This is a genomic window from Paraburkholderia sp. OAS925, assembly GCF_040543975.1.
Lineage (GTDB): Bacteria > Pseudomonadota > Gammaproteobacteria > Burkholderiales > Burkholderiaceae > Paraburkholderia > Paraburkholderia graminis.
The window spans coordinates 3,334,585-3,351,256 of the sequence record NZ_JBEUNO010000001.1; the positions used below are offsets into that span (position 1 = coordinate 3,334,585).

At 66.1% G+C, this 16,672-nt stretch carries 12 protein-coding genes and 1 pseudogene; 4 read left to right on the top strand and 9 right to left on the bottom strand.

Annotated elements, in window-relative coordinates; genetic code table 11:
- The first annotated feature begins 61 nt into the window (after positions 1-61).
- The 4 genes and pseudogenes from ABIE53_RS14495 (at position 62) to iolB (ending at position 5,861) form a co-directional block, all read left to right on the top strand.
- A complete protein-coding gene (locus tag ABIE53_RS14495; RefSeq protein WP_374710185.1) occupies positions 62-2,131 on the top strand; it encodes a bifunctional 5-dehydro-2-deoxygluconokinase/5-dehydro-2-deoxyphosphogluconate aldolase in 2,070 nt (689 codons plus the stop codon).
- The gene (gene iolD / locus ABIE53_RS14500) at positions 2,128-4,155 is read left to right on the top strand and encodes a 3D-(3,5/4)-trihydroxycyclohexane-1,2-dione acylhydrolase (decyclizing) (RefSeq protein ID WP_114156306.1); all 2,028 of its coding nucleotides are present in this window, start codon (positions 2,128-2,130) and stop codon (positions 4,153-4,155) included. Before ABIE53_RS14495 ends, iolD begins: the two co-directional genes overlap by 4 nt.
- Positions 4,152-5,064 (top strand): annotated as a pseudogene (gene iolE, locus ABIE53_RS14505) (myo-inosose-2 dehydratase). Before iolD ends, iolE begins: the two are co-directional and overlap by 4 nt.
- Positions 5,061-5,861 carry a 5-deoxy-glucuronate isomerase gene (gene iolB / locus ABIE53_RS14510; protein ID WP_114156308.1) on the top strand — a complete coding sequence of 267 codons (801 nt, stop codon included), beginning with the start codon at positions 5,061-5,063 and terminating at the stop codon, positions 5,859-5,861. Before iolE ends, iolB begins: the two are co-directional and overlap by 4 nt.
- Positions 5,862-5,897: 36 nt before the next feature.
- Here the strand turns inward: iolB and ABIE53_RS14515 are convergent, their stop codons facing one another.
- From ABIE53_RS14515 to ABIE53_RS14555, 9 genes are all read right to left on the bottom strand, one after another.
- Positions 5,898-8,192: a hypothetical protein gene (locus ABIE53_RS14515; RefSeq protein WP_114156309.1), complete on the bottom strand. Its 2,295-nt coding sequence runs from the start codon at positions 8,190-8,192 to the stop codon at positions 5,898-5,900.
- A 271-nt stretch (positions 8,193-8,463) separates the two neighbouring features.
- On the bottom strand, positions 8,464-9,186 hold the full coding sequence (locus ABIE53_RS14520) for an ABC transporter ATP-binding protein (RefSeq protein WP_114156310.1): 723 nt from the start codon (positions 9,184-9,186) through the stop codon (positions 8,464-8,466).
- Entirely contained in the window at positions 9,183-9,935 is a 753-nt protein-coding gene (locus tag ABIE53_RS14525; protein ID WP_114156311.1) for an ABC transporter ATP-binding protein, read from the bottom strand. The genes ABIE53_RS14520 and ABIE53_RS14525 overlap by 4 nt, the downstream gene beginning before the upstream one ends.
- Positions 9,932-11,272 (bottom strand): branched-chain amino acid ABC transporter permease, encoded by a 1,341-nt coding sequence (locus ABIE53_RS14530; protein WP_192698839.1) that lies wholly within the window; start codon positions 11,270-11,272, stop codon positions 9,932-9,934. The genes ABIE53_RS14525 and ABIE53_RS14530 overlap by 4 nt, the downstream gene beginning before the upstream one ends.
- A complete protein-coding gene (locus ABIE53_RS14535) occupies positions 11,265-12,203 on the bottom strand; it encodes a branched-chain amino acid ABC transporter permease (protein ID WP_006052024.1) in 939 nt (312 codons plus the stop codon). Before ABIE53_RS14535 ends, ABIE53_RS14530 begins: the two co-directional genes overlap by 8 nt.
- 2 nt (positions 12,204-12,205) lie before the next feature.
- Entirely contained in the window at positions 12,206-12,670 is a 465-nt protein-coding gene (locus tag ABIE53_RS14540; protein ID WP_114156313.1) for an acyl-CoA thioesterase, read from the bottom strand.
- 173 nt (positions 12,671-12,843) lie between these two features.
- A complete protein-coding gene (locus ABIE53_RS14545) occupies positions 12,844-13,374 on the bottom strand; it encodes an NUDIX domain-containing protein (protein ID WP_053858521.1) in 531 nt (176 codons plus the stop codon).
- A gap of 511 nt (positions 13,375-13,885) precedes the next feature.
- Complete coding sequence (locus ABIE53_RS14550) at positions 13,886-14,917, bottom strand: threonine aldolase family protein (RefSeq protein ID WP_006052021.1); 1,032 nt, start codon at positions 14,915-14,917, stop codon at positions 13,886-13,888.
- Positions 14,918-15,224: 307 nt separating this feature from the next.
- Entirely contained in the window at positions 15,225-16,568 is a 1,344-nt protein-coding gene (locus tag ABIE53_RS14555) for a YbfB/YjiJ family MFS transporter (RefSeq protein WP_114156314.1), read from the bottom strand.
- Positions 16,569-16,672 lie beyond the last annotated feature (104 nt).

Sequence of the window (16,672 nt, forward strand, 5' to 3'; positions counted from 1 at the left end):
CATTCGCGCGGCAGGCGCAGCGATGAAACCGCTTGCCGCGCTCCGTCATTCAGGGACATTCATGGCTCATTCCAGTACATTCGGCGGCACACCGGCACAGACCTCGGGCGAAACCGCGGGCATGTCCGGCGCGAACGCCGGCAGCCGCTTCGCGCCGGAGCGCAGCCGCGACATCGTGTGCCTTGGCCGCCTCGCCGTCGATCTCTACGCGCAGCAGGTCGGCGCGCGCCTCGAGGACGTGTCGAGCTTCGCGAAGTATCTCGGCGGATCGTCGGCGAATATTGCGTTCGGCTGCGCGCGGCTCGGACTTTCCGCGGCGATGCTCGCGCGCGTCGGTAACGACCATATGGGCCGCTTTCTCACCGAGACGTTGACGAAGGAAGGCTGCGACGTGAGCCACGTGCGCGTCGATCAGGAACGCCTGACCGCGCTCGTGCTGCTCGGCCTGAAAGACCGCGACACGTTCCCGCTGATTTTCTATCGCGAGAATTGCGCGGACATGGCCGTTGACGAAGCGGATTTCGATGAAGCGTTTATCGCGTCGTCGAAAGCGCTGCTGATTACCGGCACGCACTTTTCCACCGAGCAGGTGAACCGCACGAGCCGCCGCGCGCTTGACTACGCGCGGCGCAACCAGGTGCGCACCGTGCTCGACATCGACTATCGTCCGGTGTTGTGGGGTCTCACGGGCAAGGCGGACGGCGAAACGCGCTTTGTCGCGAGCGAAGGCGTCACCGCGCATTTGCAGCGCATTCTGCCGTTGTTCGATCTCGTGATCGGCACCGAAGAAGAGTTTCGCATCGCAGGCGGCAAGAGCGAACTCGTCGACGCACTCGCGATGGTGCGCGCGGTAACGCCCGCCACGCTCGTGCTCAAGCGCGGGCCGCTGGGCTGCCAGATTATCGACGGCAAAGTGCCCGCCTCGCTCGACGACGTGCCGGTTCACGGCGGCGTGCAAGTGGAAGTGCTGAACGTGCTCGGCGCGGGCGACGCGTTCGCCTCCGGCTTTCTCTCAGGATGGTTGCGCGATCAACCGCTCGAAGCATGCGCGCGCGCCGGGAACGCGAGCGGCGCCCTGGTGGTCTCGCGCCACGCGTGCGCGCCGGCCATGCCGACGCCCGCCGAACTCGACTACTTCCTGCGCGAGGCCAAAGCCGACCCCGAACGCATGCGCCGCCCGGACCGCGACGCGACGCTCGCGCGCCTGCATCGCGTGACGCCCGCGCGCAAGCAATGGAACGAAGTACTCGGCTTTGCATTCGATCATCGCAACCAGTTCTTCGAACTCGCGCAGCAGACCGGCGCGAGCGACGCGCGCATCGCGAGGCTCAAGGGCCTGTTCGTCGAGGCGGTCTCGCAGACCGAAAGCGCATTGAGCTTGCAAGGCCGCATCGGCGTGCTGATCGACGATCGTTATGGACAGGATGCGCTGAATGCGGCGACCGGCCGCGGCTGGTGGATCGGGCGCCCCGTCGAATTGCCGGGCTCGGTGCCGCTCGTCTTCGATCATGGACGCTCCGTGGGCACGACGCTCGTCACGTGGCCGCAAGAGCACGTCGCGAAGTGCCTCGTGCAATTCCATCCCGACGAGCCGATCGAACAGCGTCTCGAACAGGAAGCGCAATTGCGCGCGCTCTACGATGCAACGCAGGCAAGCGGCCACGAGTTGCTGCTCGAAGTGATTCCGCCGAAGCACCCGAACTTGCCGCAAGGACCGAACGTGGTGTACCGCGCGTTAAAGCGGCTTTACAACATCGGCATCTATCCCGAGTGGTGGAAGCTCGAACCGATGGACGCCGCGCAGTGGCGCAACGTCGACGCGTTGATCGCCGAGCGCGATCCGTATTGCCGCGGTGTCGTGCTGCTCGGTTTGTCGGCGGGTGTCGAGCAGTTGAACGATGGCTTTCGCGCGGCGGCGCGCTCGTCGACGTGCCGCGGCTTCACGGTGGGCCGCACGATCTTTCACGAGCCGAGCCATGCGTGGCTTGCCGGTGAAATCGGCGACGACGAACTGATCGCGCGCGTGCGCCGCATCTTCGAAACGCTGATCGCATCGTGGCGCGCGGCGCGTGAATCCGTGGCCGGCGAACCCGACGCGAAGACGCATGTTCATCAGGAGCAGGCCGCATGAATCAGCGCATGATGGATCACAAACGCGAGCAGGAACATGAGCACGGCCACGCGGCATCCGCAAGCGGCGCGGTTCGGGAAGGCACGATTCGCCTGACCACCGCGCAAGCGCTCGTGCGTTATCTCGCCGCGCAACGCGTCGCGACCGAAGACGGTCTCGGCACCGAGCCGCTCTTTGGCGGCGTGTTCGCGATCTTCGGTCACGGCAACGTCGCGGGCATGGGAGAGGCGTTGTATCAGCATCGCGACGAATTGCCCACGCTGCGCGCGCATAACGAACAGGCGATGGCGCATAGCGCGATTGCGTACGCGAAGGCGCATTTCCGCCGCCGTATGATGGCGGTCACGACGTCGATCGGACCGGGAGCGACGAATCTGCTCACTGCCGCGGCGCTCGCGCATGTGAACCGTTTGCCGGTGCTGCTGTTGCCGGGCGACATTTTCGTGTCGCGCGCGCCGGACCCGGTTTTGCAGCAGGTCGAAGACTTCCACGACGGTGGCGTGTCCGCCAACGATGCGTTCAAACCCGTGTCGCGTTACTTCGATCGCATCGTGCATCCGGCGCAATTGTTGAGTGCGTTGCCGCGCGCGCTGCGCGTGCTCACCGACGCCGCGTCCTGCGGGCCCGTCACGCTCGCGTTGCCGCAAGACGTTCAGGCGCAGGCGTGGGACTTCCCCGCCGATTTCTTCGCGCCGCGCGTCGTGACGTTTTATGCGCCGGCGCCGCGCGTCGATGAAATCGAGCGGGCAATCGAGCGCTTGCGGCGCGCGCAGAGGCCGCTGATCGTCGCGGGCGGCGGCGTGCTGTACGGCCGCGCGACTGACGCGCTGCAACGCTTCGCCGCCGCGCACGGCATTCCGGTCGCGGAGACGCAGGCGGGTAAGGGTTCGCTCGCATGGGACGATCCATTGAACGTTGGCGCGCTCGGCGTGACCGGCTCGCCTGCCGCGAACGCACTCGCGCGCGACGCCGACTGTGTGCTCGCGCTCGGCACGCGTTTGCAGGACTTCACGACCGGCTCGAACACGCTCTTCACGCAGGCGGACGTGATCGGCATCAATGCGAATGCATTCGACGGCCTCAAGCATCGCGCGCAAGTGGTGGAAGCGGACGCGCGTCTCGCACTCGATGCACTCGATGCGCTCCATGGACCTGGCTCGCGCCTGCAAGACTGGCATGCGGACCGCGCGTGGACCGCTCGCGCGCAGCAACTCGCGGCAAGCTGGCGCGACACCGTACATACGCTCACGCACGCGCCGCAGCGCGACGCCGTGCTGCCTTACGAGGGCGATGTGATCGGCGCCGTGCAGCGTTCGAGCGCGAACTCGCCGGCCAACGACATCGTCGTATGCGCGGCGGGCACCTTGCCCGCCGAATTGCACAAGCTGTGGCGCGCGGCGACGCCGGGCGCGTATCACGTCGAATACGGCTACTCGTGCATGGGCTATGAGATCGCCGGCGGGCTCGGTGCGAAGCTCGCGCGTCCCGAGCGCGAAGTGATCGTGATGGTCGGCGACGGCAGCTATCTGATGATGAACAGCGAGATCGCGACTTCCGTGATGCTCGGCGCGAAACTGATTGTCGTGGTGCTCGACAATCGCGGCTACGGCTGCATCAATCGACTGCAGCAGGCATGCGGCGGTGCGCCGTTCAACAACCTGCTCGACGATTGCAAGCAAGGGCCGCTTGGCGCGCCGCGCATCGACTTCGCCGCGCATGCGCGTGCGCTCGGCGCGCATGCCGAGCATGCGGCGAACGTCGCGGAACTCGAAGCCGCGCTGCAACGTGCGCGCGCCGCGGATCGCACATACGTCATTAGCATCGACACCGACCCGGCCCGCACGACGACCGACGGCGGCTGGTGGTGGGAAGTCGCGGTGCCCGAAGTATCGTCGCGGGCAAGCGTGCGCGACGCGCGAGCGAATTACGATGCCCAGATTGCGGCACGCGGAAAACCATCCGGCGTTGCAGAGGACAGCAACGAAAAGGACAACGACGTCAACGATCGAGGATCGCTCGCATGACAGCTTTCAACGTACGCATCGGCATCAATCCGTTGTCGTGGATGAACGACGACCTGCCCTCGCTCGGCGGCGAAACGCCGCTCGAGGTCGCGCTGACCGAAGGCCGGCAGATCGGCTATCAGGGCTTCGAACTCGGCAACAAATTCCCGCGCGAACCGCAGGCATTGAAGACGCTGCTCGCGCAATACGATCTCGCGCTCGTGTCGGGATGGTATTCGGGGCGTCTCGCGCGCGGCAGCGTCGAAGAGGAAATCGCGGCGGTCGGGCCCGCATCTCGACTTGCTTGCGCAAAATGGCGCGACCGTCACGGTGTATGGCGAAGTGGCCGATTCGATTCAGGGCGCGCCGAAGCCGCTGTATCAGAGGCCGCGTTTTTTCGGCGACGCGCAATGGGCCGCGTATGCCGCGCGCGTCGATGAATTCGCACGCTATACGCTAAGCCGCGGCGTGCGGCTTGCTTACCATCATCACATGGGCGCGTACGTCGAAACGCCCGCCGACGTCGACCAGTTGATGTCGCGCACGAGCGACGCAGTCGGCCTGCTGTTCGACGCGGGACACATCACGTTTGCAGGCGGCGATCCGCTCGCCGTGCTCGACAAGCACATCGGCCGCGTTTGCCATGTGCACTGCAAGGATGTGCGCCCCGCCGTGATGAAGCTCGCGCGCAATCGCAACTGGAGTTTTCTCGATGCGGTGATCGCGGGCGCGTTCACGGTGCCCGGCGACGGCGCCGTCGATTTTCCGTCGATCATCGCGCGTCTGAAGCGGCACGGCTATTGCGGCTGGCTGGTGGTCGAAGCAGAACAGGACCCGGTCGTCGCGCCGTCGTTCGAGTACGCGCAAAAAGGCTTCAATACATTGCGTGCATTGGTCGATGCGCCGCTCGACACGCAGGAGGCAGCATGAGTCTGTTAGTGAAGGCCGAGCGCGAAGGCCAGACAATCGCGCGAGTGACACCCGAGTCGGCGTGCTGGCGCTATGTCGGCTTCGCCGCTTATCGTCTCGGCACGAGTGAAGTCGTGCATGTGTTCGAGCCGTCGCGCGAAGTGTGCATCGTCGTGCTCACGGGCGCGGTCGACATCGAAACGCAGCACGCAAAGTGGAGTTCGCTCGGTTCGCGCGACAGCGTGTTCGAAGATGCCGCGCCCTATGCGGTGTATTTGCCGCCAGGCGTGCGCGCCGCGGTGCGCGCATGCCGCGATGCGGAGATCGGCGTGGCGAGCGCGCCTGCAAAAGGCGAGTTGCCCGCGCGCCTGATCGAGCCGTCTTCGATGAAACGCTCCACGCGCGGCAAAAGCCTGAATACGCGTTACGTCTGCGATATTCTTCCGCAGACCGAACCCGCCGAGTCGCTGCTGGTGGTCGAGGTCAGAACGCCGGGCGGCCACGCGTCGAGCTATCCGCCGCACAAGCACGACACCGACAACGTGCCGCACGAAAGTTCGCTCGAGGAGACGTACTACCATCGGCTGAATCCGCCGCAGGGTTTTGCGTTTCAGCGCGTGTACACCGATATGCGCGACATCGACGAATCGATGGCGGTCGAGAATCACGACGTCGTGATGGTGCCGCGCGGCTATCATCCGGTCGTCGTGCCGTATGGCTATGACTCGTACTATCTGAACGTGATGGCGGGCGCGCAGCGGACGTGGCATTTCCGTAACGACCCGGCGCACGAGTGGATCGTCAACAAGGAAGATTGAGTCGTGCGGCTGGCTTCGCGCGAGGCAGGCGCGCTCTTATTTGCCTCGCGCGGCGAGATCCACGCCGAGCGCGCCGTCCGTGCTCATTTTTACCGTGCCCTTCGAAACGTCCCTGCGATAGCCATATAAATCGAACTTCATCACGCCGGGGTTCGAGCTGTCGCTGATGAAGGTTCGCGCGTTCGTGACGAGCGAGTTGAACATCTTCACGTCGCCCGATTCGATCCATACGTAGCTCTTCGTAGCGTTGGCGGGCGGCCGCGCGACGGTAATGCCGGGTTCGCGCTTGAACTTCAGCACGAGGCCCTCGTCCGTGACGGTGGCGCTTGCAAGACGCCCTTGCAAGACCGGCGGTGGAAACACGGTGTACTGATCGAACACGAGCTGGTTGCCTTCGAGCGCGACGCCCTTGCGCGTGAACGGCGTCAACGACGCAAGCGGAATGTCGAGCGCGCGCAGCAGTCCCGCCTGCGGCACGCCAAGCACCTTCACCGACGCCGGCTCGTACACGAGATGCCGCTCGTCTCGCGCGACGATTGTGCCGCTCATCGTCGTCGGCAGCCATACGCCCGGAAAGTGATTCCACAACTTGATGCCGCCCGTGACTTCGAGCTTGCCGTCGACCGGTTTCAGTTGCAGATCGTTGAGCGAGCGCGGCTCGTAATCGAGCAGATAATCGTTGAATAGCGCGGCCATCGCCGGCCACGGTTCGACTACTTCGCCGCCGATGATGCGTATGTCGTACTGATCGGGATTGTCGAGATCGACCGGTTGGCCAGGCGTCTTCGGGACCATCTGCGCGTCGAGCGAACGCACGTGAAAGCCGATGCGCCCGGCCACGTAGAAGTCGACGTTTTCGACGTGGATCAGCGGGGTGGGACCTGTCGAACGACGTTCGTCGTTGGGTGTGAGCGTTGCAGCGTCCCGGCTGCCGCGAGACAACCCCGTACGCAGACTGACAGGCATCGCATGCGCGGCCGATGCGCGTTGCACACTCTGCGGCGCACGTTGCCACACGAGCCGCGCCTGCGCCAGCGACGCCTGCTGCGCGCGAATCAGGCTGTCGTTAAAGCGCGCACTCGCGCTGCCGATGCCGATGCCGATCCGCGGCGGCGGCTCTTTCGCCGCGCTCGCGAGCGTCGCGTATGAAGGCAGATGCACGTCGAGCGCGCCGGCTTCGTCGAAAGTGAAATAGCCGGCGGCCATCTGCTCGCGATAGTGGTACAGATCGAGCACGAACGGCGCGCTTCTATCGATGGGCGTCAGCGCCATGTCGATATTCATCGGCATCGAACGCATGAACTTCACGTCGCCGCCTTGCACCAGCATGCCGCGCGCGGGCATGTTCGCGGGCCAGTCGATGTTGGGCAGCGTGCCGTCGTCCAGCGTGAAGCGCACGCCCGCCGCGCTCGTGTCGATGCGCGTGATGCGCATGCGCAGCGCGGGCGGCGGCGTGAGCTTCGCGACCTGCATCACGACGTCGTCGCCGTCGAGCCGCGCAATCGGCGTATCGACTTTCAGCAGATCGGCCATCTTCACATGCGCGGCCTGCATCAACCGGTCGGCGGCCACGCCCGCGACTTCGACGTGATCGGCATGGAACACGAGTTCGTCCGCGCCGCGCATCGCAAGCGATCCGGACAGCACGATCGGCACCCACGTATCGCGATGCATCTCGCCGGTTATGCGCAAACTGCCGCCGTCTTGCGGCACCACGCGCATATTGCGCAGCGGCGAGGCTTGGTACTGGAACAGATAACGGTCGAAGATCGCCGTGAGCTTTGCGCTGTCGAGCGTGACTTCGCCGCGATGAACGTCGATCGTCACGCTCGTCGGGTCATCGAAAACAATCGGCTCACCCGCGCGCGTCGGCACGAGCGTCGCCGCCATGTCGTGAATCATGAAGCCGATGTCGCCGGTCACGCGAAAGTCGACATCGCGCGCGAGCATCAGCGAGCCGTCGATGCCCGAGTCGCGCAGCGTGAGCGCGCGGCTGCGCTTGATGCTCATGCCGCTCGCTGTGGGCACGCGCGCCGCGATGCTTTGCTCTAACGCGAGTTGTCGGGCCTTGGCGGCTTCGATCGCGGGACGTGGGGATGAAGCGGGCTGCGCGTGCGGCGCGCTTGCGGTTGGGCTTGCGGTTGGGCTTGCGCTTGCGCTTGCGGTTGGGCTTGCGGTTGGGCTTTGCGTGTCTGCGGAAGGCGCAGTGTTTGCGGTTGTCGAATTCGCGTCGGCGCATGCAGACATGGAAAGCGCCGCGACGAGCAGCGCGAAGCTTGCGACAAGCGGCGCGCGCCATCCATGCTCGCGGGCCGTGCGTATGTTTTTCATGATGTCTCCTCCTGAAGCCGCGACGCATCTCGACGCATTTCGACGCGCAAATCGCGCGCGCCGACGCCGCGCGGTCTTCAATAATTGTCTTTATTTGTCCGCGCGCTGCCGACAAGATTTCTGGAGGACGCTCACCAAACGATCAAGCGTTTGAATCGCCGCGATCGGTCAGCGAAATGCCTTGCGCGCCGGACCTGAGCGGACTATCGACGATGCAAATTCAAACGCTAATCGCACCGCGGTTTTTTTTCAAAGCGGCACGGCGCGCCCTTCAACCGACACCGAGCCACTCGCGCATCACGTCGGTGCGCTGCACGAAAGCATCGAGTTCGCCGTCGAACACGATTTCGCCATGACCCATCACCGCGACGCGGCTCGCAATGTCCCCCGCGATCACGAGCCTCTGTTCGATCAGCAGCATCGCCATGCCGCGCTCGCGCAGCATGCGCAGACATTGCGCGACCTGCTGCATGACGAGGCTCGCAAGGCCCTCGCCGGGTTCGTCGATCACGAGCAGATCGGGATCGCCGAGCAGCGCACGCGCGAGCGTCAGCATCTGCTGCTCGCCGCCCGACAGCGCGCCCGCGCGCGTGCGCCTGCGCTCGCGCAAAACTGGGAAAAGCGCATACGCATCGTCGATGGTAAAGCGCGGCGCGCGTCCGCGATTTGCACTATTGCCCGGCCCAACCCCCAGTTCGAGATTTTCGCCGACGCTCAACGTGGGAAACACGTCACGATGCTCCGGCACATAGCCGATACCGAGCCGCGCGATTTCAAACGTACGCAGCCCGGCAAGCGAGCGGTCTCTAAAGCGCAATTCGCCGTCGCACTGCACGAGGCCCATGATCGCCCGCGCGAGCGTCGAGCGTCCCGAGCCGTTGCGGCCGACGAGCGCGAGCACTTCGCCCGCGCCGATCCGCAGGTTCACGCCATGCAATGCCTGGCTCGGACCGTACCATGCGTTGAGTCCGCGAATGTCGAGCAAGGGCGTCATGCGTCGAAACCTTCGCCGAGATACGCGGCGCGCACCGCGGCATCCGCGCGAATCGCCGCGGGCGTGCCGGTCGCGATAATGCGCCCTTGTACAAGCACTGAAATGCGATCGGCGATGGCGAACACCGCGTCCATGTCGTGCTCGACCATCAGCAGCGTGCGGCCCGCGGTGGTCTCGCGAATCAGTTCGATCGCGCGCGCCGCCTCCGCGCGATTCATGCCGGCCGTCGGCTCGTCGAGCAGCAAGGTATGCGCGCCGCCCGCGAGCGCAATGCCGAGATCGAGCGCGCGCTGCTCGGCATAACTGAGCGTCGCGGCCTGCACATGCGCGCGTGCGCCGAGGCCGACCGCGTGCAGCACCTGCGAGGCGCGCGCATCGACCGTGGATGAACCCGCGAAACGCTGCCACCAGCGCAAGCGGTCGCGCTCGGCGAGCAGCGCGGCGCAACGGAGGTTGTCGAATACGCTCAGGCGCGCGAACACGCTCGTACTCTGAAAACTGCGCGCGAGTCCGCGCCGCGCGATCGCCGCCGGCGCGAGCCGCGTGATCTCCGCGCCGAACAGGTCGATGCGTCCCGTGTTGGGACGCGCGTCACCCGCAATCAGATTGAAGAGCGTGGACTTGCCCGCGCCATTCGGGCCGATCAACGCGTGACGCTCGCCTGGTTCGATCGCGAGATTCACGCCGCGCAGAATCTGCGTGGAGCCGAAGCGTTTTGTGACGCCATAGAGCGCGAGTGCCGGGATCATCGTGTGTCTCCGGCGTTGTGCAGCGCGCGGGCATGCGCGGCGAGGCGGGTTTGCGCGCGGCTCGCGGCGAGCGCCGCTACCGTTCCGCACGCTGCCAACGCAACAATTGCTACGACGAGCCGCCAGGGTGACGACACGCCAAACGTGATCAGCGAAGACGCTGTGCCGACGCGCAACGCGGCGCCTTCGTCCGCGCCGAATTGCGCCGCGTAGGCCCACTGCACCGCGAGCACGATGGCGGCGCTCCATAGCAGGAGCGCCGCTGTGCCTGCCAGATAGGCGACCATGCAAGCAGCCCGGCACGAGCGCCAGCCCAAGCGCGTTAGCCGCGCCAGGTGCCGCTGCGCGAAGCCAGCGATCCCATCCGGTGCAGCGACCACGATCACGATGAAGAACAGCCCCAGATAAAAGAGCCAGGCCCGCGTGACACTCGCCACCGCCACGCTGAAAAACGTCAGCACGACCGCGCCCACGACCGGCCCGAAAAAGACGCCCGTTCCGCCGATCACCGTTGCAATCAGCACCGAGCCCGAGCGCACCATGCCGACGCTTTCCGTCGACACCAGCTCGACATTGATGAGCGCCAGCGTGCCCGCGACGCCCGCAAAAAATGCCGAAATCACGACGACGCCGTGGCGAATCCGTCGCGGATAGCAGCCGATGGCCGCGGCCCGCGCCGGGTTGTCGCGCACCGCATTGGCAAGCCGCATGAACGGCGAGCGCGACAGCGCGAACATCGCCGCGCTCGCGAGCAGGCACCACAGCGCGATCAGCGCATACGCCTCGCGAGCCGGGCCGAATGTGAAGGCGCCGAGCGGCGGACCGCTCGCGCGATCGATCGCGACGCCCGCCTCGCCGCCGAACCAGTCGGGCAAGGTCCACGCGGCCGCCGCCACCAGTTCGCCGATGCCGAGCGTGATCATCGCGAATGCGGTGCCGGCGCGCCGCGTCGAGATGAAGCCGAGCAGCGCGCCGCATACCGCGGCCCCTGCCCCGCCGATCAGCGGCAGCAGCACGAGCGGCACGCCGGCGCGATTGAACAGATGCGCGGCGATCAGTGCGCCTAGGCCGGAATACGCCGCATGTCCGAACGACAGCAATCCCGTTTCGCCGAGCATCAGATTGTAGGAAAGCGCGAAGACGATCATCGTCGCGGTCTGCGCGAGATAGGCGAGCAGCCAGCTTTGCGGCGACAGCAGCGGCGGCACAAGAAGCAGCAGGACCAGCGCGAGCCACGGTAAAAGATTGCGCCATAACGCGCGTTGATGCGGGGCATCGGGCTCGGCGGGCGTTATCGTCGAGGCGACTGCAGTTGCTGACTTCGAGACCTTACGCATGATCGTCGCGCCGTCCGAAGAGTCCGCGCGGGCGCAACGCCAGCATCGCGACGAGCAGCAGATACGGGATCAGCGGCGCAAGCTGCGCGAGCGTCAGCGCGTCCCATTCGCGCGGCAGCGAGGCGTCGAAAACGGCGAGCACGTCGCCGAGCGAAACGTCGCTCGCGACCGCGAGCGTCTGAATGCAGCCGATCAGCAGCGACGCCGCGAGCGCACCGCCGAGCGACCCGAGCCCGCCGATCACCACGACGACGAACACGATCGAGCCGAGCGATTCTGCCATCGACGGTTCGATGACGGAAAGCGGCGCGCCGATCACGCCGGCCAGCGCGGCCAACGCCGTGCCCGCCGCGAACACGCCGGTGAAGACGCGCGGCACATTGTGGCCGAGCGCTTCGACGGCGCTCGCGTGCGTGAGCGCGGCGCGCACCACGAGCCCCGCCTTCGACACACGCAGCACCGCGTACAGCGCCGCAAGCATGACGAGCGAGAGCGCCATCATGAACGCGCGATAGCGCGCGAAGGTCGCGCCGTAAAGCGTGAAAAGCGGACCGTCGAGTACAGCCGGCACGCTCGCGCCGAGCGGGCTCAAGCCCCAGCCGAGCTTGACGAGTTCGCCGAGCACGTAGGCCGCGCCGAAGGTCAGCAGCAACTCGGCGAGATGTCCGTGACTTCGCACGCGGCGCAACAGCCAGCGCTCGAGCGCCGCGCCGATCAGGCCGACGACGAGCGGCGCGATCACGAGCGCGGCCCAGAAACCGAAGCGCGCCGCCACCGAATAGCCGACGTAAGCGCCCAGCATGTAGAAGCTCGCGTGCGCGAAGTTGAGCACGCCGAGCATGCTGAAGATCAGCGTCAAGCCCGCCGACAGCATGAAGAGCAGCAGGCCGAAGCTGATTCCGTTCAGCAGATTGATGACGAACGACTGCACGCCTAGTCCGCGGTGCCGATGGCAACGCCGATCGGCTCGAGCGCCGCGCGCAGTGCGTCGGGCAGATTCACCGGACGGCGCGTCACGCGATCCACGTACACATGCACGAAGTGGCCTTGGGCGGCGGCTTCGTCGCTGCCTTCGCGAAAGAGTCCGACTTCATAGCGCACGCTCGACGCACCGAGCCGCGTCACCCGCAAGCCTGCGTCGACGCGCTCCGGAAACACCACCGGCGCGAAGTAGTTGCAATGCGTTTCGACCACGAGTCCGATGGTCGCGCCGCGCTCGAAGTCGAGCACGCCCGCGCGGATCAGATACTCGTTCACCACCGTATCGAAGTAGCTGTAGTAGACGACGTTGTTCACGTGACCGTAGACGTCGTTGTCCATCCAGCGCGTGGTGATGGTGAGGAAATGCGGATAGGCGCTTCGTGCGGTGGGTTGGGGTTTGGATGCGGTCGTGGACATGGGCGTTGGTTCGAACGAAGGTGGCTGTGGGGCGCTTTTGTTTATCGGTGCATCGCGGAGAGTCGTTGTCGTGGTGCCATTGGTGCCATTGGTGCCATTGGTGCCGTAGTGCCGTTCGTCGACGCTGCTGCGAGACCTGCTTGCGGCGAACCCGTCGAACTCGGCGCGCGCACTTACTGTCCCGGCTTGTCGACGAATTCAAATGGCAGACCGCGCCGCCGCATCCATTCGCCGAGCGCCTGACCGGTGCCCGCGCGCCAGGGACGCAGATTCGCCGGTTCCACGAGCCGGTATTCGAGCAGTTCGGGCGACAGCGAAATGGTGCCATGCGCCTTCACGTGATACGCGATGATCAGTTCGTTCTTGCGGATGAATTCATACACGCCGATCAGTTCAACCGACTCCGCGTGCAACGACGTCTCCTCCCACACCTCGCGCGCAATGCCCTCCTCCGGCGTCTCGCCGTTTTCGAGGAAGCCGGTGATCAGCGCGAACACACCCTCGGCCCACGCGGCGTTGCGCGCAAGCAGAATCTTGCCTTCGTATTCGACGATCGCGGCAACCACCGGCAGCGGATTGTTCCAGTGGACGTAGCCGCATTGCTCGTCGGGACAGGTCTGGCGGATGCGCCCGCCTTCATGCTCGGCGTCGGCCCGCTCGATGAGAGGCGTCGAGCAGCGCGGGCAGAATCGGTAGTCGGTCATGGTGAGTGGTTTTTTGTGGGGTTTGTCGCGGGCGGCGGTGGGTGCATGTGGTGCGTTTCGTGCGTTGGGCTGCGTGGGCCTCGGTCGCTATTGTGCGGGCCTCGCCGGTTCATGGGCTCTGCGGACTGGCGAGGCCGGCTTGGCGCAGCGCAGATCGTGTGGCATTGTGGGTTGCGCGGCTCGTCGCTTTCATGGGTTGAGGCAGCATGGCCCGAGGGTTTGCGTGCGTGGTGTGCGTAGCTTGTGCGGCCTATCGCGCGTGGGTGGCGTGGGTGGCCTGCATGGCTTGCATAGCTCGCGCACCTTGCATAGCTCGCGCACCTTGCATCGCTCGCGCACCTTGCATCGCTCGCGCACCTTGCATAGCTCGCGCACCTTGCATCGCTCGCGCACCTTGCATCGCTCACGTGCCTTGCATCGCTCGCGTGGCTTGCATGGCCTGCGTCGCTCGCCGCCGCGCCCACTTCGCCCACCTCCAGCGCCCTCCGCGCCTTGCGCGACGCACGCCATCTTACGCCGCGCATAGCTCGCGCACTTCCGCTACGAAGCGCTCGACCGTTTCCGGCTGCGTGTCCCACGCGCACATCAGCCGGCAGCCGCCCGCGCCGATGAACTCGTAGAACTTCCAGCCGCGTTCGCGCATGGCCTTCGCGGCTCGTGCGGGCAACTGCGCGAACACCGCGTTCGACTCGCGCGGAAACATGATGCTCACGCCGGGAATGTCCTGCAAGCGCGTTTGCAGCAGCTCGGCCATCGCGTTCGCATGACGCGCGTTGCGCAGCCACACGTCGTTATCGAGCAGACCGAGCCAAGGTGCGGAAATGAAGCGCATCTTCGACGCAAGCTGCCCTGCCTGCTTCAGGCGGTAAGCGAAGTCGTCGGCGAGCGTTCTGTCGAAGAACACCACCGCCTCGCCTACCGGCAAGCCGTTCTTGGTGCCGCCGAAACACAGCACGTCGACGCCCGCGCGCCATGTGATTTCCGAAGGATGCACGTTCAGCGCGGCGACCGCATTCGCAAAGCGCGCGCCGTCCATATGCACTTTCAGACGATGCCGCCTCGCGACCTCCGCGATCGCGCGCACTTCGTCGACGCTGTACACGGTGCCGACTTCCGTCGACTGCGTCAGCGTGACGACCTTGGGCTTCGGATAATGGATGTCGGCGCGGCGCGTGACCACGGCCTCGATGGCGTCCGGCGTGAGCTTGCCGCCAACGCCCGGCGCCGTCAGCAGCTTCGAGCCGCCGGAGAAGAATTCGGGGCCGCCGCATTCGTCGGTTTCGATGTGCGCGAGTTCATGGCAGATCACCGAGTGGTACGACTGGCACAGCGACGCCAGCGCGAGCGAGTTGGCCGCCGTGCCGTTGAACACGAAGAACACCTCGCAGTCGGTCTGAAACAGGTCACGCAGACGGTCGCAGACCTGGCTGGTCCAGGAGTCGTCGCCGTAGGCCGGTTCGTGGCCGCTGTTGTTGGCGGCGATCAGCGCGTCGAGCGCCTCGGGGCAGATGCCGGCGTAGTTGTCGGACGCGAAATGTTGCATGCTGGGCGGCGCGGCCGGCGACAGGCGCGCGGGGATGACGGAAAGCGCTCATTTTAGTGCGCCCGGCGGCCGTTTGTTGTATCGCTTTGCTTCGCTGAAGTGGCAGCGGGGCTGAGGCGGGGCGACTGGGCGCAAAGCGCTAGGGCTCCTCGCCGTTCGGCTTGGCCGATAGCAGTTGGCGTGTCGCTCCTTTTGTTCATCAACCGTAGCCGACATGGCCGCCAAACCCAAGCCGCAGCAGCAAAAGCCTGCAGACGGACAATTCCGCCTTGTTCCTGGGCGGCATCGCCGCCGTGGCCGCGCGCGCTCAACCGCAGCCGCAGTCCGGCATCCGCCCTCGCCCACGCGGCATCCGCGCGACGACGACAAGGCCCGCAGCGCCCACCAGCAACGCGCCGGCCGCGAGCCACAACGCGAGCGAAAACGAGCCGGTGTGCGCGGCGATCGGCGCGGCGACCAGCGGGCCGACGATCTGACCGAGGCCATAAGCGGCTGTCGCGTAGCCCATCAGGCCGGCTGCATCGTCGCCGCGCAGACGCCGCGCCTCGCGCATCGCGAACAGGGTGATCGCGGTGAACGGCACGCCGATCAAAATGCTGCCGAGCGAGAAACCGCCCGCCGTCGGCCAGACGATCCCAAGCGCGATACCCGCGGCTTGCAGCACGTAGCTGCCCGCCAGCAGCACTCGGTTATCCAGATGCAACGGCAGGCGCGCCGCCAGCAATGCGCCGACCATCAGCGCCGCGCCGAACATCGGCCAGAACAGGTCGGGCCACGGCGAGCCGGGCAACGCGTGGCGCGCGATGACCGGCAGGAACGTCGCGGTGATGATGTAGCCGAAGCCCGGCACGCCGTACAAGACGACCAGCCAGAAGGCGTCCGCACGATGCGTGGCAGGCGCGCTGTTGACGGTTGGATGTCGCGTTGTGGCGGCGCCCGCACGGCTTGCGCCGGTTTCGTCCGACGTCGCGGCGGCCACGTCGCTGGCTCTCCGTTCTGTCGCAGACAACGCCGACGCGCGCCCTGCCGCCTTGCGATCAGACGCAGCGGCATTGCCAAACGCCGGCCACACGGCTGCCGCCAGCACCGCCGAAATCAGGCCGAAGCCGATCCAGCCCGCCGTCGCGCCATAACCGCCCGCCGCGCTCACCAGCAGCCCCGTTCCGACGATGCCGACGCCCGGCCCCGTATAAATCACGCCGCTCCACGCAGGTTGACGGAGCTCGGCGAGCCGCCGCAAGCCCCACTGCGACGCGAAAACGAAAGTCCACGCGCTGACCGCGCCCGCGACGAAGCGCACCACCGCCCACACCCAGAACTGGCTCGTGACGCCCATCGCGAGCGTCAACAGCACGGTCAGTGCGAGCCCCGCGCGCACCACCCGTGCAGGTTCCACGCGCAACGCCGCGCACGTGAGCGCGCCGACAAAGTAGCCCGCGTAGTTGAACGACGCGAGCCAGCCGCCGTGCTCGATGTCGATTGGCGGCTGACCGAACGCGCCGCCGTGCAGCATCAGCGGCAAAAGCGGCGTGAAGGCGAACCGCCCGACGCCGAGCGCGACGGCGAGCGTCACCATGCACGCAAGCGCCGCACGCCGGGCCGCGTGAGATTCGGTGGGAAGGCGGTGGGCGTCGGAAGCGAGATCGTTCATGGGCGGCCATTCGAAAGGCGAGGGAGCGGTGGAAACCGCGTCGGGATCGCGGGCCCGGTGAGTCGCACCGGTAGTCTCATATTAGCTTGACGATCCAATCATGA